Genomic DNA, 23389 nt, shown 5'->3' on the forward strand with positions numbered 1-23389 from the left:
TTCTTTCGATTTATTACATTAAAAAACGCCAAGTGTCGGTATCGGCATCTTGGCGTTGTTTAGTTAGTAGTATTGTTTTTATAAAGAAGCTATTGCTTTTTGAATTCTTGTAATGGTTTCTTCTTTTCCAATAATTTCAGCTATATCAAATAAATGTGGTCCTTTTAAAGCACCGACCAAACTCAAACGAAAAGGTTGCATTACTTTACCCATTCCGATTTCATTTTGTGTCAGCCATTCTTTTACAGTCAATTCAATAGTAGCAGCTGTAAAATCTTCTATATTTTCTAAAACAGAAATTAAATTACTCATTAATTGTGGTGTTTCTTCTTTCCAGTTTTTTCGCGCTTTTTCGTCATAGTTTGCTGGAGCTTGAAAAAAGAAATCGCTTAATTCCCAAAATTCAGTAACAAAATGGGCTCTTTCTTTTATCAAAGAAACAATTTTAGTGGTTAGATCAATTGGTGTTGAAAAGCCTTTTTCTTCCAGTATAGGAGTGAAGGCTTTGGCTAAATCCGCATCATTTTGTTGTATTAAATACTGATGATTGAACCATTTGTTTTTTTCAGGATCAAATTTGGCTCCGGCTTTATGCACACGATTCAAATCAAATTTTTCTACCAATTCGGTTAACGAAAAAAGTTCTTGTTCGGTTCCGTCATTCCAACCCAATAAGGCTAAAAAGTTAACAACTGCTTCGGGAAAAAATCCTTTTTCTCTGTAACCGGATGAAATTCCTTCTTCGGTTTTCCATTCTAAAGGGAAGACAGGAAATCCTAATTTATCGCCATCTCTTTTTGATAATTTGCCATTTCCAATTGGTTTTAAAATTAAGGGTAAATGGGCAAATTCGGGTGCTTCCCATTTAAAAGCGCGATATAGTAAATGATGAAGTGGGAGCGAAGGCAACCATTCTTCTCCTCGAATAACATGTGTCGTTTCCATCAAATGATCGTCTACAATATTGGCCAAATGATAGGTTGGCATCCCATCACTTTTAAATAATACTTTATCGTCTAACAAATTAGTATCAAACTTAACATCACCTCGAATAATATCTTGTAAATGCAAAGTTTCATTTACAGGTGTTTTAAAACGAATAACAAAATGTTCGCCTGCCGCAATTCTTTTATCGGTTTCTCCTTTAGAAAGCCCTAATGAAGTGTCTAATTTTTCACGATTGTGGTGGTTGTAAATAAAGGTTTTTCCTTGTTCTTCATGCTCTTTCCGATGTGCATCTAAAGCTTCGGGTGTATCAAAAGCATAATAGGCCCAACCAGTTTCGATTAATTGATTGGCATATTTTTGATAAATATCTTTTCGATCACTTTGACGGTAGGGACCAAATTTTTCGTTTTTTCCAACGGTTTCATCTGGAGCAATACCAAGCCATTCTAAAGCTTCCATAATATACGATTCAGCTCCAGGAACAAAACGAGTTTGATCGGTATCTTCAATCCGTACATAAAAAATTCCGTTGTTTTTTTTGGCAAATAAATAATTGAATAGGGCAGTACGCACACCGCCAATGTGTAAAGGTCCCGTTGGACTTGGTGCAAAACGCACACGAACTTGCTTAGCCATTTTTTTAAATTTTGCCGCAAAGATACGACTTTACGCAATTTTGCTCTTGCCATTTCGTGCTTTATCTCAATTTATATTTAAGTAGCACGTATGTTTTAAATTACTACATTTATGGGTTATATAACAAAGTACATTTTTGAAGTGAGCGCAACCGAATTAATATTTAGCAAATTAGAAAATTTTGTCAAAAAGTTTTATACCAACGAACTCATTAAAGGAATGATCCTTTTTTTAGGATTGGGATTGTTGTACTTACTTTTTACTTTATTTGTTGAATATTTTTTATGGCTATCTCCAGCTTTTCGAACCTTGCTTTTTTGGATTTTTATTGCAGTAGAAGTATTTCTAGCGGTGCGATTAATTCTTTTTCCGCTATTTAAATTGTTTAAAATCCAAAAAGGAATCGATTATGAAGAAGCGTCTAAAATTATAGGAAACCATTTTTTTGATGTAAAAGACAAACTGCTCAATTTTTTGCAGTTGTCTAAATTAAATGAGCATCAAAATGGATCCGATTTGGTTCTGGCCTCAATCGAACAAAAAGCAAATTCATTACAACCCATTCCTTTTAATGCTGCGATAAATTTTAAAGAAAATAAAAAATTTGTACCCCTAGCGTTAATTCCGATTTTGATTTTTTTAATGTTTTATATTTCGGGCAACAATACTATTTTGACTCAAAGTTTTAATAGAGTAGTGCATTATTCTGCTTCTTTTGCTAAGCCGGCCCCGTTCGAATTTGTAATTTTAAATACGTCTTTGCAAACTGAACAAGATAAAGATTTTGTCATTAGGATGGAATCAAGAGGAAAAATTATTCCAGAGAATGTTACCATTCATTTGGGTGATGCCAGTTATTTCATGGAAAATACGAAACCAGGTTTTTTCGAGTACCGAATTACAAAACCAAGTTCGACGATTCCGTTCCATTTTGAAGCGAATGAAGTACTATCCAACGATTATAAATTGGAAGTTGTTGCTGTGCCGACCATTGCTAACTTTGATATGTTGTTGCAATTTCCGAGTTATTTGAAAAGAAAATCAGAGTGGATTAAAGGAACGGGCAATGCCATAATTCCTGAAGGTACAACCGTCACTTGGAAAATGAAGACAGCAGCCACTCAAAAAATTGATTTTAAAGCCAATAATCTTGTTTCCTCTTTTAGTAAGGCCGAAAATGAGTTTAGTTTGACTAAAAATATTAGTCAAAATACAGAATATCAAATAATTACTTCAAATGCTTCTGTAAAAAACTACGAAAAGTTGACTTATCAGCTTGCTGTTGTAAAAGATCAGTTTCCTACGATTCAAATTACAACGGCTCCTGATAGTTTAAAGCTAGCCAAAGGTTATTTGTTGGGTCAATTGTCTGACGATTATGGTTTATCCAAATTACAAGTTGTCTATTACGAACACAACAAACCACAAACTGCCAAACGTGGAACATTACCCGTTAAACACGAAAACTACGATCGTTTTGTGTTTTCTTTCCCCAGTAATTTGCCTGTTCAAAGTGGAATAAATTATGATTTTTATTTTGAGGTTTTTGATAACGATTCACCGCACCATTTTAAAAGTGCGAAGTCCGCTGTCTTTTCCGATAGAGTGGCTACCGATTCGGAAGTAAGACAATTGCAATTTGAAGAACAGCAGTCGCTATTGAATGGTTTTTCCAAATCATTAACGACACAAAACAAACAATTTTCGGAGTTGGATAAATTAGATAAATTGGGTAAATCAAGTTCTGGAAGTGATTTTAAAGAAAAACAAAAGATTGATGATTTTATAAAAAAACAGCAAAATCAGGACCAAATGATGAAACAATTTGCTGAAAAATTGAATCAGAATTTAGATAAAATGAAAGTTGACAAAAAGGATGAAAACCTGGAAAGTTTACAAAAAAGATTGGATAACACTGAAAAGGAAATTGAAAAAAACCAAAAGCTTTTGGATGAGTTGAAAGAATTGAATACGAAGATGAACAATGAAAATTTGTTTGAAAAATTAGAATCGTTCAAACAACATTCCAAAAATCAATCCAAAAGTTTGGAACAATTAGTGGAGTTAACCAAACGCTATTATGTGCAACAAAAAGCAAAGCAACTTTCGGATGAATTACAGAAACTGGCTAATCAACAAGAAAAACTTACCAATGACAAATCACCCAATGCAACTCAAAAACAAAATGAAATTAATAATGATTTTAATAAAATAAAAGAGGATTTACAAAATTTACAAAAAGACAATAAAGACTTAAAAGCTCCTTTAGATGTTCCAAAATCAGATTCAAAAGCGGAGGATATTAAATCGGATTTAGAAAAGGCTTCTTCTAATTTACAAAAAAATAATGCTTCTTCTGCCAAGCAAAACCAACAAGCAGCTTCTAAAAAAATGAAGGCTTTAAGTAAAGAGTTACAAGAAGGAATGAGTGGCGGTGAACAAGAACAGTTAGAGGAGGATGTGGCCATGTTGCGCCAAATATTAGATAATTTAATAGCGTATTCTTTTTCGCAGGAAGACATTATGTTGCAATTTAAAAAAATCAAATTGGGTTCTTCGGCCTATAATAAAAATATAAAAGTGCAACAAAATCTCAAACAGCAATTCAAACATATTGATGATAGTTTGTTTGCATTATCCTTACGCAATCCAAAAGTGGGTGAAGAGGTTACCAAAGAAATAGGGAATGTTTTATACAATGTTGACAATGCTTTATCTACATTAACCGAAGTACAAGTTCCAAAAGGTATCGCTCACCAACAATATGCGGTGGCCGCTTCGAATAGACTAGCCGATTTTTTAAGTGATGTATTGAATCAAATGCAAATGCAAATGAGTGGTTCGGGTGAAGGTACTCCGCAAAATAAACCCGGTCAAAGCGGGATGCAATTGCCAGATATTATCAAAAAACAGCAAGGTATTGGAGCGCAATTACAAGACGGAATGAAAAAGAGTGGGCAAGAAGGCAAACAGGGCGAAGGTAATAAATCTAAATCAGGTCAATCTCAAAAGGATGGAGAGGGTAACGATGGAGAAGGAAACGCGAAAGAATTGTTTGAAATTTACAAAGAGCAAGTCCAATTGCGTGAAGCCTTGCAAAAGGAATTGCTTAAAAACGGGTTGAATCCGAACGGTAACAATGCGGTTAACCAAATGAAACAATTAGAAAAAGAACTTTTAAATAAAGGATTTAGAAATGAGAATTTACGCCGCACGTTACAAATTCAACAAGAATTACTGAAGTTAGAAAATGCGGTTCAACAACAGGGCGAGGATGCAAAAAGAGAATCAAACACTAACAAGAGTAACTTTACGAACCCATCCAAAGCATTACCATCTTCGCTTTTAGATTATTTAAATAGCATTGAAATATTAAACAGACAATCACTACCTTTGCAGCCGAATTTTAATAAAAAAGTTCAAGAATATTTTAATAAAAATGGTCAACTTTAATTACGAAACAGCGTTTGAATTAAGCAACGAATCAGCTTACGAAAAATGGATTTCGACTATCATTCTTTCTGAAAATAAAAAGGAAGGGGAATTAAATTATATTTTTTGTGATGACGATTATTTACATAATATCAATGTAGAATACCTCAATCACGACACGCTTACCGATATTATTAGTTTTGATTATACGGTGGGTAATGAATTAAACGGTGATGTTTTTATTTCTGTTGAACGTGTACGCGACAACGCAACAGATTTTAATGTTCCTTTTTCAGAAGAATTGTTGCGAGTTATGGCGCACGGTATTTTGCATTATTGTGGTTACAAAGATAAAACAGAAGCCGATGCTGATTTAATGCGAAAGAAAGAAGAAGAAAAAATTAAATTGTTCCACGTGGAACTTTAATTAAAAACTATTTTTTATTTAATATAGTATTTGTTTCACGTGGAACATTAGAAATCCAAACCAGGTTAGGTTTTTTCATGTTTCTAGTCGAAAAGATGTAGTGTTTCACGTGGAACAATAATAAAATAAATAAACTTGGTTGAAAAAACCAAGAGTCTAAAAAAAAACAAATCAAATGTTTCTAGAAGAATACGATGTAATTGTGGTGGGTGCTGGTCATGCAGGTTCAGAAGCGGCAGCGGCGGCAGCCAACTTGGGATCGAAAACATTGTTGGTGACGATGAGTTTGCAAAACATTGCGCAAATGTCGTGTAATCCGGCTATGGGAGGAATTGCGAAAGGGCAAATTGTGCGTGAGATTGATGCTTTGGGTGGATATTCCGGAATTGTTTCGGATCGTACTGCCATTCAATTTAAAATGTTGAACAAATCAAAAGGCCCCGCCATGTGGTCGCCGCGTGTACAAAGTGACCGTATGCGTTTTGCAGAAGAATGGCGGTTGATGTTGGAAGCAACACCCAATCTTGATTTTTATCAAGAAATGGTGAAGGGTTTGATAATCGAGAATGGTAAAGTAAAAGGAATTAGAACTTCGCTTGGAATTGAGATCAGATCCAAATCAGTTGTTTTGACCAATGGCACTTTTTTAAATGGTTTGATTCATATTGGAGATAAACAATTTGGTGGAGGGAGAGCAGGGGAAAGTGCCGCTTACGGAATTACAGAAGATTTAGTAAATGCAGGTTTTGAAGCGGGTCGAATGAAAACGGGAACACCACCGCGTGTGGATGGCCGCTCGTTAGATTATTTGAAAATGAATGAAGAAAAAGGTGATACCAAGCCAGATAAATTTTCGTATTCGGATATAACCAAACCACTAACACAACAACGTTCGTGTTACATGACCTATACTTCGTTGGATGTTCACGATATTTTAAGATCGGGTTTTGATCGTTCACCAATGTTTAACGGGCGTATTAAAAGTATTGGACCGCGTTATTGTCCTTCAATCGAAGATAAAATTAACCGTTTTGCAGATAAAGAACGTCACCAACTGTTTGTAGAACCAGAAGGATGGAATACCTGTGAGGTGTATGTAAACGGATTTTCCACTTCGCTACCTGAAGATGTACAATTTAAAGCGTTACGTTCGGTAGCTGGATTTGAAAAAGTGAAGTTCTTTCGTCCAGGTTATGCCATCGAATACGATTATTTTCCACCCACACAATTAAAACACACGCTTGAAACCAAATTAGTAGAAGGTTTGTATTTTGCTGGTCAGATTAACGGAACTACAGGTTATGAAGAAGCAGCTTCGCAAGGGTTAATGGCTGGAATTAATGCACATTTAAAAGTGCACGAAAAAGCACCTTTTATTTTAAAAAGGGATGAAGCGTATATCGGTGTTTTAATAGATGACCTTATTACGAAAGGTACCGAAGAACCATACCGTATGTTTACTTCAAGAGCTGAATACAGAACGTTGTTACGTCAAGATAATGCTGATTTTAGATTAACACCTTTATCGTATGAAATTGGTTTGGCTTCTGAAGAACGTTTGAGAAGGATGGAACACAAGCGTAATGAATCAGAAAAAATGGTAGCTTTTTTTAAAGAAACAAGTGTAACGGTAGCAGAGACGAACCCAATCTTAGAAGCAAAAGATTCAGCTCCTATTATACAAGGTGATAAAATGTTTAAAATATTTTCAAGACCGCAAATGGATTTAGAGGATATTTTGAAATTTGAAAAAGTCCAAGAATACCTAAATGAAAATAGCTTAGATCAAGAAATTTTAGAACAAGCGGAAATTCAAGTTAAATATTCGGGTTACATCGAAAAGGAACGAAATAATGCCGATAAGTTGGCACGTTTAGAAGAAGTCAAAATCCCAGAAAATTTTGATTACGATAAAGTAAAATCGATGTCGATCGAGGCCAAACAAAAATTAAAAAAAATCCGCCCAGTTACCATATCGCAAGCTTCTCGTATTAGTGGTGTTTCGCCAAGTGATATTTCGGTATTACTTATTTATATGGGAAGATAGGAAATTCTTAAAAAAGGTGTTCCACGTGAAACTACGGTGCGAACACCTTTGTTTGCTAGAAAAAAGCCGAATACTAAAATAAAAAATGGTTTCAGAATTAATTTTAAAAATAGTACCATTCTATAAAATATATGAATTTAGACAATACAAAACTTTTCCTTACAGTTAAAGATCATTCGGTTTCACAAGAGGTTTTCGAATTGTATTATGACGAAGCAAACGACATGCTTTTTACCAGTCCGCAACCCAACGAAGAAGAATTAGCACGTTATTACGAAAGCGAAGATTATATTTCGCATACAGATAATAAAAGGTCACTTTTTGAAAAAGCGTATCATGTAGTAAAAAGTATTGCTTTAGAAAACAAATTAAATTTAATCAATAAGCAACAGCCACAAAAAGGAATGTTGCTGGATATTGGAGCTGGTACAGGCGATTTTTTATTAACAGCAAAAAACAATGGTTGGCAAACGTTGGGAGTAGAACCAAGTCCAAGAGCTAGAGAAATTGCAAAAGCAAAAGGCATTCAATTTGTATCGCATATTATGGAACTCCAAGACCATTCGTTTGATGTGATTACGATGTGGCATGTTTTAGAACATGTGCCGGATTTAGAATTGCAAATTCAAGAACTGAAAAGATTACTTAAACCTACAGGAACGCTAATTGTGGCAGTACCCAATTTCAAATCCTACGATGCATGTTATTATAAAGAATATTGGGCGGCCTACGATGTGCCGATTCACTTTTGGCACTTTTCCAAAAAAGCAATTGCCAACTTATTTTCAAAAGTCAAAATGGAAGTAAAGCAAGTTCTTCCTATGAAGTTTGATGCTTTTTATGTGAGTTTGCTTTCCGAAAAATACAAATCAGGAAAAATAAATTATTTTAATGCCATTCGAGTGGGATTACTTTCAAATTGGAAAGCAAGGCAAACCGGTATGTATTCGTCCTTAATTTATGTCATTCAAAATCAAAAAAACCATTTTTAGAACGTTTTAAGAGCTGAATGAGGTGTTTTATAATAAGAAACATTACTTTTTTCTAAAAATGGCTTAAAACACAATTATGTTATTTGAACTTAATAACTATATTTTATCACAAATAACAATTACAATCACTAAAATTGATACTATAAAATACGACGCATTTTTTAAACTTTATGTCGATGCTGTCTATTTTTTTATATTTTTGTCAAACACATAAAAATTAGAAATTCTCAAAATGAAAAAAGCATTAGTAATTATCGCACTTTCTATTTCGGTAGTTGCGTGTAACAAACCAACAGAAGTTAAAGAAGTAAAAACAGCTTATGTAGATACTTCGGTTTTAATGAAAGAATACACCGAGGCAAAAGACTTAGAGGCTAAATACAAAGCGCAAGCAGAAGAAAAAGGCAAACAATTACAAGCTGAAATTAACCGTTTTAAGCAAGATGCGGCTAACTTTCAAAGTCAAGCACAAGCTAACGGACAAGAATGGGCGCAAAAAAGAGGTGCAGAATTACAAAAAAGAGAGCAACAATTAGGTTACGCACAACAACAATTAGCACAACAATTGCAACAAGAAAGTGGCGCTGAAATGGATTCGTTAGTGAGTGGCGTTAAAAAATTCATCAAAGATTACGGTAAGAAAAATGGGTATTCGTACATATACGGAACTGGAGATGCTGCTACCGTTTTATATGCTGAAGAAAAATACGACATTACTAAAGAAATCATCAAAGAATTGAACGACAAGTACAAAGCAGGGGATAAAGCAGAAGGGAAAGATGCTGATAAACCTGCCGATTCTACAACTACAAAAAAATAAAGCAGTTTACACACAATAAGAAAGCCTAAATCAATAATGATTTGGGCTTTTTCCATTTAATAGCCTTACAACCAAACAAATAATGTAATATATTTAAGGTCTAGTTTCGTTTTTAATTTATACGCCTCATGCAAGATAGTACCGCCGCCGCCGCTTACACACTCCAATTTATTAACCAAACGCAACGTTCTATTTTTTTAACGGGTAAGGCCGGAACGGGCAAAACGACTTTATTGCGGGAAATCATTTCGACTACCCATAAGAACACCGTTGTAGTAGCACCAACGGGTATAGCGGCTTTAAACGCAGGAGGTGTTACCATTCATTCGATGTTTCAATTGCCTTTTTCAGGTTTTATTCCGACCAATAATAACGAATCACTGCTTCACGAAAAAGTGAAATTCGAAACCAAATGGACCTTGCAACGGCATTTTAAAATGAATCGTATTAAACGCGCCGTTATCCGAAATATGGATTTATTGGTAATTGATGAAGTGAGTATGTTGCGTGCCGATTTGCTGGATGCTATCGACTTTATGCTGCAAACCGTTCGGAAAAATACGCAACCTTTTGGCGGTGTACAAGTGCTGTTTATTGGCGATTTGCTACAATTGCCGCCAGTGGTAAAAGACGAAGAATGGCAAACGCTACGCAAATATTACCAAGGCAAATTCTTTTTCCACGCCCATGTTATACAACAATACCCGCCTTTGTATATCGAATTAGACAAAATTTTTAGACAAACGGATAGTCGTTTTATCTCCATTTTAAACAACTTACGCAACAATGAAATTACGGCTGCAGATGTTGCCACATTAAACCAATACGTACAACCTGATTTTGATCTAAAAAAGAACGAAGGATATATTACCTTGACCACGCACAATCACAAAGCCGATGCCATTAACAAAGAGGCTTTGCAGGAGTTAAAAGCAAAAACAGTTTCGTTTGAAGCGCGAATTGTGGGCGATTTTCCCGAAAAAATGTTCCCGCTCGAAGCTACTTTACAACTGAAAGTAGGCGCTCAAGTTATGTTTGTAAAAAACGATGCGTCTTTCGATAAAAATTTTTTCAACGGAAAAATGGGAATCATTAAAACACTAAACACCGAAGAAATCCACGTGCACTTTCCCGAAGAAAACAAAACAATAGAGGTGGAACGCTTTGAATGGCAACACATTAAGTACACCGTTAATAATCTTACAAAGGAAGTAGAAGAAGAAATTTTAGGAACCTTTATACACTTTCCTATCAAACTGGCTTGGGCCATTACGGTGCACAAAAGCCAGGGGTTGACGTTTGACAAAGCTGCGCTCGATGTATCAAACGTTTTTTTACCTGGACAAGCGTATGTAGCTTTTTCGCGTTTGCGTTCCTTAAACGGGCTTATTTTGCTTTCTCCATTGCGAATGAACGGAATTTCCAATGATGAAGAAGTGATGAAGTACGCTTTACACAAAGCATCGCCAGAAATTTTAAAACAATCGCTGCATTTAGAAACTAAAAATTTCGTGCACCACTATCTCGTAACCACATTTGATTGGATAAATCTCACACAAGAATGGCGTAATCTGGTGTACAGCAACCAAGATAAAAACGAAACTTCCGAAAAAAATCCGATGGAGATTTGGGCACAAAAGCAATTGCTTATTATGGAAAGTTTGACGGAGCCGGCAACGAAATTTATCCAACAACTGCACGTGCTGTTTCGAAAAGAAGCAGTTGATTTACAATACATTTTATTACGAATGCAGGCAGCTTACGATTATTTTAAAGCAACATTAGATAATTTGGTTGAAACGTTACTCTATAAAATCGAAGAGGTGCAACGTAAGAAAAAATCCAAAATGGTATACGAAGAGTTGATCGCCTTGGAAGAATTGCAAACCAAAGCGGTGTTGCGTTTAATGAAAGCCAAGTTGTTGATGGAAACCGTTTGCGCCGGAAAAACCATATCGAAAGAAAGTATGACTTCGCCCGAAATTAAAGAATACGCTGCAACAAAACGAAATGTTATTCAAGAGCAATTCAAAACAGAAAATAAAAATTTGTTAGAGGAAGAGGAGCCACTGAACCGATATGCGGCTCTAAAAACGACTAAAGCATCCAAAAAAACCACAGTAGAAATCACTTTGGATTTGTGGAAACAGCAAATTTCGGTCGCAGAAATTGCCGAAATGCGTAAACTAACTGTTGCAACTGTCGAGATGCATTTGGTTAAATTAATTCAATCCAAACATATTGCTATAGCCGATTTGTTGCCCGACGACAAACGAGAAGAATTAAGTGAGGCTTTTTTAAAACATACCGAAGAATCGCTTTCGGGTTTAAAAGAAACACATGGCGAAAAATTCTCTTGGTTTGAACTTAAAATGTTCAAAGCGAGTTTAAATGCATAAAAAAATCCGATATAACAATCGGATTTTTTGTTTTTTATAAACTTTCAATTAGGATCCAAGCTTCTGGATTTTGAGCTTTGTGAATTTCACGTTGCACTTTTTCAGCTTCTTGCATGGTGGCATAACTGCCGTACAAAACAGGATATAGACCATATTTGTTTTTACCAATGCATTGAGCATTTTTGTAACCGTCGTTAAGCAACATTCGGTAGAGTTTTTGAGCGCCTTGCTCGCTTCTAAAAGCACCCGCTACAATGTGATAGGATTTTTTTTCTGCTTTTTCTGCCACGGTTAACGTAACAGCTGGCATCGGATTTTGTATAAAAAAAGTGGCCTCTTGTATTTTGTTTTGTACTTGTTTTTGCACCGCATGTTCAACCACAGCACGTTGTGTCGCAATTTGATTTTGATACATCGGGTAACCAATGCTTCCAGCTACGGTCAATCCCAATACAAAAATGGCAGCGTATTTTAAATACGAATAGGAACGTTTTGGTGTATCTTCTAAAAGTGAAATAACTTCTTGTTCCGTTGTATTGGCTTCTAAAGTTTCCAAATGTTGTTCAAATGATTCGCGTTTCACTACGGGCGATACAAACGAATGCAATCCAAAAGAAGTAGTCAAATAATTGTTTTGCTCAACCGGTGTAAAAACCATCTGTGCATCGGCATTTAGCGAAATAGAACCAATGTTTTTTAAGTTTAAAACACCACTTTCTGCTATTGTTTTTTTCCAATTTAAGATTTCAAAACCAATGGCACTCACGGCATAATCGTACGACGTTTTTTCTGCTTGCGCAATATGATGAGCCAACAAACCATCGTTGTTTTTCAAATGAGCATTAAAGGAAATCGTTTTTTTAGGTGGAAAAAACGAATTACTGCTTTCATGAAGCTGAGCCGATTGAATTTCGGTTAAAAAAGCACCGAATCCTGGAACCGTTACACACTGATAACGATACAATAACTGAGAAATATATACTTCGATTTTCATACTAACAAAGTTATATAACGAGAATAGTTATCAAAATTTTATTCACAATTTTTATTAACAATTACACTCTTTTTATAGACAATTTACAATCAATTACTTAGCTTTTTTTCATAATAAAACAATTCGGATATATTGAAAAGAGTATTAAATTTTATATAAGAAAAAACTTAAAATTTAATTAGCTATTTATTAGGATTGATAAATAAAATTATGTTAGTTTGACGCGTTTTTTTTGCTATACTTCGCTAAATTATTTGTTATGTCCGACACAGAATTATGGTACACCTTAGCCTTGCTCCGAGTTGATGGAGTGGGGGATGTTATTGCCAAGAAATTAATAAGTCATTTGGGCAGTGCTCAAGCAGTTTTTGAAGCACCCAAAACACAATTGGCTGCCATTGATGGTGTGGGGACTAGGTTGTTGAAAAACCTGAAAAACACTGCGGTATTTAAAGAAGCGGATAACGAACTGAACTTCATTCAGAATAACAACATTTCGTATTGTTTCTATAATCAGGCAAATTATCCGGAGCGACTCAAACATTGTCCCGATGGTCCTGTACTTTTATTTGGTGCTGGGAATTTAAATTTGAGCAATTCCAAAATGATTAGCATTGTAGGAACACGACAAATTACCAATTATGGAGTTGATTTTTGTAAAAAACTAATCGAAGAATTGAGTCCATTAAATCCGATAATTGTTAGCGGATTTGCCTATGGTGTTGATATTGTAGCACATCAAGCCGCCATGGATTGTGGCTTGCAAACCATTGGCGTTTTGGCACACGGCCTCAATCAAATTTACCCGAAAGTTCACAAAAAATACATGGCGAAAATGGAAGAAAATGGCGGTTTTTTAACGGAGTTTTGGAGTTCGTCTAACCCAGATAAAGAAAATTTTGTTCGGCGTAACCGCATTGTAGCAGGCATATCCGAAGCGACTATTGTAATAGAATCAGCCGAAAAAGGAGGCTCACTCATTACAGCCAATATGGCGATTGATTACGATCGTGAGGTGTTTGCGGTTCCGGGAAGAATAACCGACAAATACAGTCAGGGTTGTAATAATCTAATTAAAGCCCAAAAAGCCAATGTGTTAACCTCTGCAGCCGACTTGGTGTATGTACTCAATTGGGACCTACAGCAAAAACAAAAAAACATTCAAAAACAGTTGTTTGTCTCACTCGAAAACGACGAACAAAAGATTTACGATTTTTTAGTAAAAAGCGGCAAAGAACAATTGGATAGCATTGCGTTAGCTTGTAATTTGCCTGTTTTTAAAATTTCAGGAACCTTGATAAATATGGAACTCAAAGGGGTTATTCGGCCCTTGCCAGGAAAACTTTTTGAAGCGATTTAGGTTAACTTAAAAAAAAATTCCTTTTTGAATACTCGTTCAAAAAGGAATTAAGACAATTATTTAGTAAGTATTACACCGCTTCAAAGCCCAATTTAGCACGAACACGATGCAAAACAACTTCGGCTACAGTAGCGGCTTTTGCAGCTCCTTTTTTCAATAAGGCATCTACTTCATCCAAATGATTCATGTAGTAGTGGTATTTTTCTCTTTCGGTTTTAAATTTCTCGCAAATTAACTCAAACAAAGCTTGTTTGGCATGTCCATATCCGTAATTTCCTCCTAAATAATTCGCGCGCATTTCGGCAATCTGACTTTCTGAGGCCAATAAGGCATAAATAGCAAAAGCATTACAGGTATCCGGATTTTTAGGATCTTCTAATGGCGTACTGTCGGTTTCAATGCTCATTACTTGTTTGCGTAACGCTTTATCGTCCAAGAAAATATTAATGTAATTATTGGCCGATTTACTCATTTTTCCACCATTGGTACCCGGAATCAACATAATGTTTTCTTCTATTTTCGCCTCTGGTAATACAAACGTTTCACCCATTTGGTGGTTAAAACGAGAGGCTACATCGCGCGTAATTTCCAAATGTTGCAATTGGTCTTTTCCTACCGGTACAATTTCGGCATCATATAGTAAAATATCGGCAGCCATCAGCATGGGGTACGAAAACAGACCTGCATTTACGTCATCTAAGCGATCCGCTTTGTCTTTAAAGGAATGGGCTAAAGTTAAGCGTTGAAAAGGAAAAAAACAGCTCAAATACCACGTTAATTCGGCCGTTTGAGGAACATCCGATTGACGGTAAAAAGTCACACGATCAATATCCAAACCAAATGCCAACCAAGCGGAGGCTACACTAAAGGTATTGTCGCGCAGCGTTTTGCCATCTTTAATTTGTGTAATCGAGTGCAAATCAGCTATAAACAAAAAAGAAGTGTTTTCAGGATCATTGGATAAGGCAATTGCGGGCATAATTGCGCCCAATAAATTTCCTAAATGTGGCGTTCCGGTACTTTGTACGCCTGTAAGTATTTTGGCCATTTTAAATTTTTTCTTAACCGCGAAGTTCGCTTAGTTTTTCGCAAATTTCGGAAAGTTTTTTTGGAAACGGAATTCTTTTCTTAAAAACTACCATCCTTTTAGTATTTTTGGATGTATGAAAATTTTTAAAATTGCTTTTTGGCTGCTGTGGCGCATTTGGTTTTACATTCTAATGGCAATTCCCATTGTAGTCATGTTACCGTTTTTATTGCTTTCGATTGCTACCGAAAGTGGTTATCCGTATTTCTTTAAAATGGCGCGAATTTGGGCTAAATTTATCTTATTTGGAATGGGATTTTATTACAAAGTCGAAAAAGAACAAGCGCTACAAAAAGGCCAAAGTTATATGATTATTGCCAATCATACCTCCATGACCGACATTATGTTGACCTTGGCGATTATTAAAAATCCGTTTGTTTTTGTGGGAAAAAAAGAGTTGGTTAAAATTCCGCTTTTTGGCTTTTTTTACAAACGAACCTGTATTTTAGTCGACCGAAGTTCTTCTAAAAGCAAATCAGAGGTTTTTGCTCGTGCTCAAAAAAGAGTAAACCAAGGCTTGAGTATTTGCATTTTTCCGGAAGGTGGAGTACCCGATGATGAATCAATTGTATTAGATGCGTTTAAAGAAGGTGCTTTTCGCTTGGCAATTGAGCACCAAATTCCGATTTTACCTTTAACGTATGCCGATAACAAAAAACGCTTTTCGTATACTTTTTTTAGTGGAAGTCCGGGTTTGATGCGGGCTAAAATGCACGCTCCAATTGTGACAAGAGGAATGACAAACGACGACCGAAAAGCACTTCGGGATCGCTGCCATTATTTGATTCATCAACAATTACTGAAATATAATGAAAGTAAATCAGGTAAATAAATTGGGAAATGTCTTTTTAGCGGTGAATGATTTTTTCAGAAATGAAATGCAACACACGTCTAAGTTTGACTCTGGTTTTTTTGCTGAATAGCGTTTTGGTTGTGAACATTAGCTTTATTTTTTTGGTTAGAAAGAGTGGGGCTCTTGTAGTTAGACACAAAATTATTGAAAAGGTTGCGTCGAAATCCAAAAAAATAAAAAAAGCCCGAAAAAAAAAATTCGGGCTAGGTTTTAAGCTTCTGCTAATGTCTTAATTTGGGTTTTGATTTTCTCTTCTAATTCATCCGCCAATTCGGGATTATCTTTAATCAAAGATTTTACAGCATCCCTTCCTTGTCCTAGTTTGGTATCACCATAACTAAACCAAGATCCTGATTTTTTAACGATTTCAAATTCCACCGCGATATCTAAAATTTCACCGGTTTTAGAAACGCCTTCTCCGTACATAATATCGAATTCGGCTGTTCTGAAAGGCGGTGCCACTTTGTTTTTCACAATTTTAACTTTGGTGCGGTTTCCGATAACATTTTCACCATCTTTAATTTGAGACGAACGGCGAATATCCAAACGAACCGAGGCGTAAAATTTAAGGGCATTACCTCCTGTAGTGGTTTCTGGATTACCAAACATAACCCCGATTTTTTCTCTTAATTGGTTGATAAAAAACACGGTACAATTCGTTTTGCTAATAGTAGCAGTCAATTTACGTAAGGCTTGCGACATCAATCGGGCGTGTAATCCCATTTTAGAATCACCCATTTCGCCTTCAATTTCACTTTTTGGTGTTAAGGCAGCTACCGAGTCAATAACGACAATATCAATGGCACCCGAACGGATTAAATTTTCGGCAATTTCCAAGGCTTGTTCCCCATTATCGGGTTGCGAAATGATTAGGTTTTCAATATCAACACCTAATTTTTCGGCATAATTGCGGTCAAAAGCATGCTCAGCATCAATAAAAGCGGCAATTCCTCCCGCTTTTTGAGCTTCGGCAATTGCATGCAGCGTTAAAGTGGTTTTTCCCGAAGATTCTGGTCCGTAAATTTCGATGATACGACCTCTTGGATAACCGTTAACACCAAGTGCTAAATCCAATCCTAAAGAGCCAGACGAAATAGTTTCTACTTCTACTATGGCTTTGTCTCCCATTTTCATAACGGTACCTTTACCGTATGTTTTATCTAATTTGTCAAGGGTTAATTGCAGCGCTTTTAATTTAGCTTCTTTCTCTGAACTCATCTTTTCTTTCATCTAAATAGTTATAATTTTTCTTTCATTCAAAAAAAATCAATACCCAACTAAGGGACTGATTTTGATTGTTTTTGGCTTATATGGAATGTAAATGTAATTCTTTTTTTTAAACCAACAACAGCCTTTTTTACTCTACAAATAAGGCTCTTAATTCCGTGGCATCAGCTGGTTTCATTTTGCCAGCAAGCAACAAACTCAACTGTTTTCGTCGCAAAGCAGCATCAAAACGTTGTTTTTCCAATTCGGTTTCAGGTACTATAGGCGGTACTTGAACGGGTTGACCATTGGCATCCACGGCCACAAAGCTGTAAATGGCTTCGTTGGCTTTGCTTCGGGTTCCCAATTCGCGGTCTTCCACCCAAACATCAATAAAGATTTCCATGGAAGTAGTAAAAGCGCGAGATACTTTGGCTTCGATAGTAACGACACTTCCTAGCGGAATCGGGCGACTAAAAGCAACGTGGTTAACCGAGGCGGTTACCGTAACATTGCGCGAATGGCGCTGTGCCGAAATACTAGCCGCACGATCCATTCGGGCAAGCAATTCGCCTCCAAATAAATTATTTAAATGATTTGTTTCGCTAGGTAAAACCAAATCGGTAAGCACGGTCAACGATTCGGAAGGGTGTTTTGGATTCATCTTGATTTTTTAAAAGTAAAATGCAGTATTAACTGAGCCAATAAACGGCCATCACTGCGGGAATATAATAAATAGCAATTGTTCGGGCGCCATCATAATCTTTGGCCAAACGTTGCCCAAATAACATCATCAAAAGGGTAATACACGAAAATACAGCGCCGTAAAAACCGTATTGCCTTCCGTCTTGTAAGAGTAACTGAATACCACCTACTACACACAATACGCTGGTAATCAATTCAAATACAACTAAAACAACTAAAGATTGCGGAATCAAGTTTTGCAAACGCGTTTTTGCAAAATGACTTTTTAACCAACTCACATTTTCCTGCCAATAAAACAATTTATCGTAACTCGACTGGATAAAAGTAAGGGCTAAAAAGGCTAAAATTAAGAGAGAGGCAATGTTATTCATCTTATTTTTTATGAATTAAACGGGTTAATTTGATCGACAAATCGGTTAAAATAATCTTAGCATTTCCATTGCGTTCAATGTGATAAAGTGCATCCGATAAGGAATCAAAAATAGCCTGTATGTTGTTTCCGTTGACAAAGGGTGCAAATTTTTCGAGTTTAAAATCGGGCATTTTGGGCGCTACATACACCAAAGCAGGCGTTTGATAATTAAGTAATAAAGCTTGTCGAAACAACTCGATGCAATACTGTAAAAACTTTTTTTGACTCTCGCGACCCAATCCGGCTATGGTTTCGCTCCAACCAATCAAATCCTGAATGGCTGCGGCATTTCCTTTAGCTCTAAAAGCGGCTCTAACCCAAGTTACAAACCATTGTTCAAACGGAAGTTCGCTCTCGTCTTGATGCAACAATTGCAACGCTTTATTGTAATTTCCCTGCGCTTGATGGGCTAGTGTTAGGGCAGTTTTTTCGTCGAGACCTTCCTTTTCCTGTAAAGCACTAGCAATTACCGTTTCATGTAAACCATTAAAATGCAAAACCTGACAACGAGACCGAATGGTTTGCAGCACATCTTCTTCGTTTTCGGTTATCAAAATAAACAAGGTTTTAGCCTCGGGTTCTTCGATTAATTTGAGCAGTTTGTTCGACGCCTCAATGTTCATTTTGTCGGCCATCCAAATAATCATAACCTTGTAACCGCCTTCGTATGATTTTAAAGATAAGGATTTTAAGGCTTCTTGCGCGTCTTCCACCCGAATATGACCCTGCTTGTTTTGTACATCTAAAACGGTATACCAATCAAAAAGGCCACCGTAAGGGTTTTCCAAAACAAATCGGCGCCAATCCTGAATAAAATCGATGCTTTTAGGACTCTTTTTAATTTCTTCGGTGGTTACCGTGGGATAAATAAAATGCAAGTCGGGATGGCTTAAATTTTCAAACTTCAAATCGCAAGCCGTATTTCCGCCCGATTCTCCCTCTGAATGTGAACACAAAATGTATTGTGCATAAGCAATAGCCATGGGCAAAGTACCCGAGCCTTCCGGCCCCACAAACAACTGCGCATGCGGAATACGCCCCATGGCAGCACTAGTCTTCAAATGACTTTTTATATGATCTTGTCCTAAAATTGCAGAAAATAACATGAAACAAAGATAATAGAATTACGCGGATTCACACCCCCATTTTTAAATCCCAAAAAAGGAAAATCATTTTAGATTTGAGAATTAAGAATTAAGAATCAAGTATTAAGACTTTTGACTTTCAATCTTTCAATCTTTCAATCTTTCAATCTTTGAGACTTTGAGACTTTGAGACTTTGAGACTTTGCAACTTTTTTATCAACACCCCCCTGTTAATATTTTTCTACACAGACCCCATTTAAGCATCGTTTTTTTAGTATAATACGAAAGTTTTTATGTTAAAAATATCCTAAATTTTAAGAAAATGACTACAGGAACATATTTTAACACTTATAGAAAAAAAGCCGACGAAATGCCAATTTTGCCGACAGAATAAAGGATTTTTGTTAAAATGGAGACATTAATTTATTAAAAAAAAATTTTGCAAAGTTGCAAATTAACATAATTTATATATTTTTGTTTTTATTAATGAATTTCTAAAACCGAATCTATGAAAGGGAAAATTATCTTTTTAAGCTTATTTTTATTGTTAACAACTGAGGCCGTGTCCTCTCAAAATAAAAATGCGCCGCAAAGTATCATTAGTACAACTGCCATCATTCGCAAATACCATACTCAAGATGAATTAAAAGCAATGCAAAAAGGCGAATTACTAGATTTGTATATCGAGCGTATTAAAGTGTTAACAAAAACCCTTCCTTACATAGCATTGGCAACCAAACCCGGAGTAACGATGGCCGATTTAGGGATTCCGATGGACAATGAAAACAAAAAAATTCAAGACAGTCAAGTAGTTGCAACGACTACTTATTTGGATACTACGGTTGAATTTCAACGTAAAATGATGCCTTACTCGGATAAAGACAACTTAGTAGCGGCAATTTTATTTTACGAAAACACCATCAAGTCATTACACCTTTTCAATGAATACAATTAATTTCAAAGGAGTTAGTTTGATTTCATAACAATATAATACACCTAAAAGAATATTGTTTTGGAAAATAACGAGTAAGTCCCTTGCCCAAAATAACTCCCAAAACAAGCGTTCTTGAGTATTAACATAAACCTACAATCTTATGAAAAAAGCATTACACATTATCGGGATTGCTCTTGTGATGGTTTGCACTTCAGCAAAAGCACAACAAGAGAAAGGAATTATCGGTTATAACAATTGGTTAAACAATTGGACCGAATTCAAACCAAATAAAGTGGAGTACGGTGAAGCCAATCAAATTTTGGCCGGTATGATTACCACCAACACCAAATTGGAAAAAAGAAACGTATACGTATTGCAAGGTTCAGTATACGTAACCAACAATGCAGTTTTAACCATCGAGCCAGGAACCGTAATTATTGGCGACTACGAAACAAAAGGAACCTTAATTATTACCAAAGGAGCTCAAATTATTGCAGATGGATTAGAAACAGATCCTATTGTTTTTACATCAAATAAAGGTTTGAAAAAAGCTGGTGATTGGGGAGGTCTTGTTATTTTAGGTGATGCACCAATCAACAAATTTGGTGGTGTTTCCTCAGTAACCTACGATTTAAATCCAGCCTTAACCATTTACGGAGGAACCAATGCAGAAAGCAATTCGGGTATTTTACGTTTTGTGCGTATCGAGTTTGCCGGTAAAAAAGTAAAAGGAGCTTCCACAATGAATGCCTTAACGTTGGCTGGATTGGGTAACAAAACCGTTTTGGAAAATATTATGGTTAGTTATTCTGGTGGCGACTCGTTTGCTATGATTGGTGGCGATTTGAATGTGTCAAAATTGGTATCGTACCATTCAATCAACGACGATTTTAAATTTACACAAGGAACACAATGTAAAATTTTCAATTCATTAGCCGTGCGTTCTTCTTACTTAACCAGTAATAAAGATGGATCTCGTTGTATGGAAGTAGCTTCTTACGATAAAAAAGAGGAAACCGATTTTACTAAAAAACAAACCGTAGTGGCAGCTTCTAACATTACCATGTTAAACGACAGTCAAAACATCAGCGCCGATATCCAATCAGGGTTGGTTAAAGAAGCTGTTTATGTAGGTAATGATGCCTCTTTAGAAATGAAACGCAGCGTAATTTCAGGATTTAACCCAGCGGTAATCTTAAGCAACCAAATCGAAATCAACGATAAAAACTTAAAGAAAATCAAATTTGAAGAAATGTATTTCAATATGTGTAAAGGAAACATCTTTACCGAATACAATTCTAACAACGAAGATTTAGAAAACTGGTACGGAAACAGTATTTTCTTTAACGTTTATTCTCAAAGTGATAACAACGAAACGTTTATTGATGTGTTGAATCCAAAAAGACCCGATTTTCGTTTGAAGATTGGAAAAATCACGGCTTCGGCTTCAAGCAAATAAGATTTTCAAAAACAATTTAGTTAGAATACCACAGGAACAAGGAATTGTGGTAAAACGCAGTTCCTTGTACTACATAAAATAATGGCAAAGAATTTTTAAAAAAGAATACGCCCCAAATGTTTAAAAAAATTCTTTTTATCTGGATGTTGGTTATGCCAATGTCACAAAATTTAATTGCGCAGTTTGTTATAGGAAAGCCTACTCTATCCTTTACACAAGCTTGTGCAAATCCTAGTTTTAATGAATTTGGTGTTACAATTAATTTTGCTACTTCAACTTCGTTAGACGCCAATAATCAGTTTGTAGTAGAATTGTCCGACCCCATGGGCAATTTTACTACACCGACTGTTTTGTATACCTCCGAGAAAGGAAGCATTACCACAACCGGAACACAAGTCAAAGTAGCTTTTCCTACTTCCACTTCAGGTGAAGGATATAAAATTAGAGTGAAAGCGACCACACCTGCCACTACTGGGCAAAATTCAACTGTTTTCGCGGCCTATTACAAACCACACGACACCCAATTTACCATTAACAATAGCATTCCTGCTGCGGCATTTTGCTCGGGAGGCAGTTATATTTTAAAAATTGATCCGAACGGAAACGGGGTAAACAATTCACCTTTAGAATTTACTTTTTTAACCTACAATTGGTACCGCGATAATAGCACACCAACCCTTAACGTACCACCTACTTTAGTGGCACAAGCTACTTCTGGAACCTATACGGTAACGCAACCAGGTGTTTATTACGTAGAGACCAATTACGGAACCTGTACCTCCGATTCGTATTCCAATCGCGTAACCATTACGTCTTCGTCTACTAATGGTACCGCTACGATTACTTCTAGTCAAGGAAATCCATTCTGTCCTAGTGAAGGACATACGACTTTAAGCACACCAGCAGGTCAATCTTATCAGTGGTACAAAGACAATCAAGCTATTGCGGGAGCTACCCAACAAACCTATTCGGCTGCAACGGCCGGAACCTATTCGGTTAGTGTAGATTACGGCGGATGCCAGGCCAATGCGGCTATTGCGCTGCAAGAATTCCAATTGAACGCCAGTTTAAACATCCCATTAAGCCCAGAAACCACCGTAATCACTCCAGGAGAAAGTGTATCAGTAGCAATTACTACCGATGCACCAAACCCAACTTACCAATGGTTTTTAAACGATAAAGAGATTAGTGGAGCTACCGCAGCAACCTATTCGGCAACAGTTAAAGGAAATTACAAAGTAGTGGTTTCGCAAACGGGAAGTTGTACAGTGAATACAGAATTGCCTTTTATAATTCGATACGACAGTGATCCTGATCCGTTTCCAGACGTAGCGAATATTCCAAATTTAATTAGTCCAAATGGCGATTTCGTGAATGATACTTGGATCTTACCGCAAGAATATACCAACAAAGAAAACGTAAAAATACAAATCATCAGCGCGTATGGCGAAGTGGTTTTGGACACGACCAATTACCAAAACGATTGGCCTACACCAGCACTCGATGTGAAAAATATAAACCCAGTGTACTTTTATATTATTACCACTGCGGATAATAAGGTTAAAAAAGGATCGATAACGGTAATAAAATAAT

18 protein-coding genes are annotated in these 23389 nt (G+C 36.2%); 11 read left to right on the plus strand and 7 right to left on the minus strand.

Annotated elements, in window-relative coordinates; genetic code table 11:
- Nucleotides 1–78: 78 nt before the first annotated feature.
- Complete coding sequence (gene gltX, locus I5M07_RS07300) at nt 79–1584, minus strand: glutamate--tRNA ligase (RefSeq protein ID WP_200105562.1); 1506 nt, start codon at nt 1582–1584, stop codon at nt 79–81.
- Nucleotides 1585–1695: 111 nt separating this feature from the next.
- Between gltX and I5M07_RS07305 the strand changes: the two genes are divergently transcribed.
- The 6 genes from I5M07_RS07305 (at nt 1696) to I5M07_RS07330 (ending at nt 11701) form a co-directional block, all read left to right on the plus strand.
- On the plus strand, nt 1696–5037 hold the full coding sequence (locus I5M07_RS07305) for a coiled-coil domain-containing protein (RefSeq protein ID WP_200105563.1): 3342 nt from the start codon (nt 1696–1698) through the stop codon (nt 5035–5037).
- Nucleotides 5024–5443 carry an rRNA maturation RNase YbeY gene (gene ybeY / locus I5M07_RS07310; protein ID WP_200105564.1) on the plus strand — a complete coding sequence of 140 codons (420 nt, stop codon included), beginning with the start codon at nt 5024–5026 and terminating at the stop codon, nt 5441–5443. Before I5M07_RS07305 ends, ybeY begins: the two co-directional genes overlap by 14 nt.
- Before the next feature lie 175 nt (nt 5444–5618).
- Nucleotides 5619–7490, plus strand: a complete 1872-nt coding sequence (gene mnmG / locus I5M07_RS07315) for a tRNA uridine-5-carboxymethylaminomethyl(34) synthesis enzyme MnmG (RefSeq protein WP_200105565.1) — start codon at nt 5619–5621, stop codon at nt 7488–7490.
- A gap of 131 nt (nt 7491–7621) precedes the next feature.
- Nucleotides 7622–8482, plus strand: a complete 861-nt coding sequence (locus I5M07_RS07320; RefSeq protein WP_200105566.1) for a class I SAM-dependent methyltransferase — start codon at nt 7622–7624, stop codon at nt 8480–8482.
- Nucleotides 8483–8714: 232 nt separating this feature from the next.
- Entirely contained in the window at nt 8715–9302 is a 588-nt protein-coding gene (locus I5M07_RS07325) for an OmpH family outer membrane protein (RefSeq protein WP_200105567.1), read from the plus strand.
- Between the two features lie 128 nt (nt 9303–9430).
- Nucleotides 9431–11701 carry a helix-turn-helix domain-containing protein gene (locus I5M07_RS07330; protein WP_200105568.1) on the plus strand — a complete coding sequence of 757 codons (2271 nt, stop codon included), beginning with the start codon at nt 9431–9433 and terminating at the stop codon, nt 11699–11701.
- A gap of 34 nt (nt 11702–11735) precedes the next feature.
- On the opposite strand, the gene I5M07_RS07335 is transcribed toward I5M07_RS07330, so the two are convergent.
- Entirely contained in the window at nt 11736–12695 is a 960-nt protein-coding gene (locus I5M07_RS07335) for an HU domain-containing protein (protein WP_200105569.1), read from the minus strand.
- A 259-nt stretch (nt 12696–12954) separates the two neighbouring features.
- Between I5M07_RS07335 and dprA the strand changes: the two genes are divergently transcribed.
- Nucleotides 12955–14055, plus strand: a complete 1101-nt coding sequence (gene dprA / locus I5M07_RS07340; RefSeq protein ID WP_200105570.1) for a DNA-processing protein DprA — start codon at nt 12955–12957, stop codon at nt 14053–14055.
- Nucleotides 14056–14125: 70 nt separating this feature from the next.
- Here dprA and trpS read toward each other — a convergent pair whose 3' ends face one another.
- Nucleotides 14126–15103 carry a tryptophan--tRNA ligase gene (gene trpS / locus I5M07_RS07345; protein ID WP_200105571.1) on the minus strand — a complete coding sequence of 326 codons (978 nt, stop codon included), beginning with the start codon at nt 15101–15103 and terminating at the stop codon, nt 14126–14128.
- Between the two features lie 115 nt (nt 15104–15218).
- On the opposite strand from trpS, the gene I5M07_RS07350 reads away from it, so the two are divergent.
- On the plus strand, nt 15219–15974 hold the full coding sequence (locus tag I5M07_RS07350; protein WP_200105572.1) for a lysophospholipid acyltransferase family protein: 756 nt from the start codon (nt 15219–15221) through the stop codon (nt 15972–15974).
- A 231-nt stretch (nt 15975–16205) separates the two neighbouring features.
- On the opposite strand, the gene recA is transcribed toward I5M07_RS07350, so the two are convergent.
- From recA to I5M07_RS07370, 4 genes are all read right to left on the minus strand, one after another.
- A complete protein-coding gene (gene recA, locus I5M07_RS07355; protein ID WP_200105573.1) occupies nt 16206–17213 on the minus strand; it encodes a recombinase RecA in 1008 nt (335 codons plus the stop codon).
- Nucleotides 17214–17352: 139 nt separating this feature from the next.
- Entirely contained in the window at nt 17353–17865 is a 513-nt protein-coding gene (locus I5M07_RS07360; RefSeq protein ID WP_200105574.1) for an acyl-CoA thioesterase, read from the minus strand.
- A 28-nt stretch (nt 17866–17893) separates the two neighbouring features.
- The gene (locus tag I5M07_RS07365) at nt 17894–18277 is read right to left on the minus strand and encodes a DoxX family protein (protein WP_200105575.1); all 384 of its coding nucleotides are present in this window, start codon (nt 18275–18277) and stop codon (nt 17894–17896) included.
- Nucleotide 18278: 1 nt separating this feature from the next.
- Entirely contained in the window at nt 18279–19424 is a 1146-nt protein-coding gene (locus I5M07_RS07370) for a DNA polymerase III subunit (protein ID WP_200105576.1), read from the minus strand.
- A gap of 487 nt (nt 19425–19911) precedes the next feature.
- Here I5M07_RS07370 and I5M07_RS07375 point away from each other — a divergent pair, with 487 nt between their 5' ends.
- The 3 genes from I5M07_RS07375 (at nt 19912) to I5M07_RS07385 (ending at nt 23388) form a co-directional block, all read left to right on the plus strand.
- Nucleotides 19912–20358 carry a hypothetical protein gene (locus I5M07_RS07375; protein WP_200105577.1) on the plus strand — a complete coding sequence of 149 codons (447 nt, stop codon included), beginning with the start codon at nt 19912–19914 and terminating at the stop codon, nt 20356–20358.
- Nucleotides 20359–20497: 139 nt separating this feature from the next.
- Nucleotides 20498–21796 carry a hypothetical protein gene (locus I5M07_RS07380; RefSeq protein ID WP_200105578.1) on the plus strand — a complete coding sequence of 433 codons (1299 nt, stop codon included), beginning with the start codon at nt 20498–20500 and terminating at the stop codon, nt 21794–21796.
- A 116-nt stretch (nt 21797–21912) separates the two neighbouring features.
- Nucleotides 21913–23388 (plus strand): T9SS type B sorting domain-containing protein, encoded by a 1476-nt coding sequence (locus I5M07_RS07385; RefSeq protein ID WP_200105579.1) that lies wholly within the window; start codon nt 21913–21915, stop codon nt 23386–23388.
- The last annotated feature ends 1 nt before the right edge of the window (nt 23389 follow it).

The sequence above is a fragment of the Flavobacterium agrisoli genome (assembly GCF_016522065.1).
In the GTDB taxonomy this organism is placed as follows: domain Bacteria; phylum Bacteroidota; class Bacteroidia; order Flavobacteriales; family Flavobacteriaceae; genus Flavobacterium; species Flavobacterium agrisoli.

What these genes read in the sequence shown, in the direction of transcription:
- I5M07_RS07350 (WP_200105572.1), top strand. Translation starts at nt 15,219, where the DNA reads ATGAAAATTTTTAAAATTGCTTTTTGGCTGCTGTGGCGCATTTGGTTT.
- I5M07_RS07380 (WP_200105578.1), top strand. Translation starts at nt 20,498, where the DNA reads ATGAAAAAAGCATTACACATTATCGGGATTGCTCTTGTGATGGTTTGC.
- I5M07_RS07360 (WP_200105574.1), bottom strand. Translation starts at nt 17,865, where the DNA reads ATGAATCCAAAACACCCTTCCGAATCGTTGACCGTGCTTACCGATTTG.
- I5M07_RS07330 (WP_200105568.1), top strand. Translation starts at nt 9,431, where the DNA reads ATGCAAGATAGTACCGCCGCCGCCGCTTACACACTCCAATTTATTAAC.
- I5M07_RS07325 (WP_200105567.1), top strand. Translation starts at nt 8,715, where the DNA reads ATGAAAAAAGCATTAGTAATTATCGCACTTTCTATTTCGGTAGTTGCG.
- I5M07_RS07370 (WP_200105576.1), bottom strand. Translation starts at nt 19,424, where the DNA reads ATGTTATTTTCTGCAATTTTAGGACAAGATCATATAAAAAGTCATTTG.
- recA (WP_200105573.1), bottom strand. Translation starts at nt 17,213, where the DNA reads ATGAGTTCAGAGAAAGAAGCTAAATTAAAAGCGCTGCAATTAACCCTT.
- I5M07_RS07365 (WP_200105575.1), bottom strand. Translation starts at nt 18,277, where the DNA reads ATGAATAACATTGCCTCTCTCTTAATTTTAGCCTTTTTAGCCCTTACT.
- I5M07_RS07320 (WP_200105566.1), top strand. Translation starts at nt 7,622, where the DNA reads ATGAATTTAGACAATACAAAACTTTTCCTTACAGTTAAAGATCATTCG.
- I5M07_RS07375 (WP_200105577.1), top strand. Translation starts at nt 19,912, where the DNA reads ATGAAAGGGAAAATTATCTTTTTAAGCTTATTTTTATTGTTAACAACT.
- gltX (WP_200105562.1), bottom strand. Translation starts at nt 1,584, where the DNA reads ATGGCTAAGCAAGTTCGTGTGCGTTTTGCACCAAGTCCAACGGGACCT.
- mnmG (WP_200105565.1), top strand. Translation starts at nt 5,619, where the DNA reads ATGTTTCTAGAAGAATACGATGTAATTGTGGTGGGTGCTGGTCATGCA.
- ybeY (WP_200105564.1), top strand. Translation starts at nt 5,024, where the DNA reads ATGGTCAACTTTAATTACGAAACAGCGTTTGAATTAAGCAACGAATCA.
- I5M07_RS07305 (WP_200105563.1), top strand. Translation starts at nt 1,696, where the DNA reads ATGGGTTATATAACAAAGTACATTTTTGAAGTGAGCGCAACCGAATTA.
- I5M07_RS07385 (WP_200105579.1), top strand. Translation starts at nt 21,913, where the DNA reads ATGTTTAAAAAAATTCTTTTTATCTGGATGTTGGTTATGCCAATGTCA.
- trpS (WP_200105571.1), bottom strand. Translation starts at nt 15,103, where the DNA reads ATGGCCAAAATACTTACAGGCGTACAAAGTACCGGAACGCCACATTTA.
- I5M07_RS07335 (WP_200105569.1), bottom strand. Translation starts at nt 12,695, where the DNA reads ATGAAAATCGAAGTATATATTTCTCAGTTATTGTATCGTTATCAGTGT.
- dprA (WP_200105570.1), top strand. Translation starts at nt 12,955, where the DNA reads ATGTCCGACACAGAATTATGGTACACCTTAGCCTTGCTCCGAGTTGAT.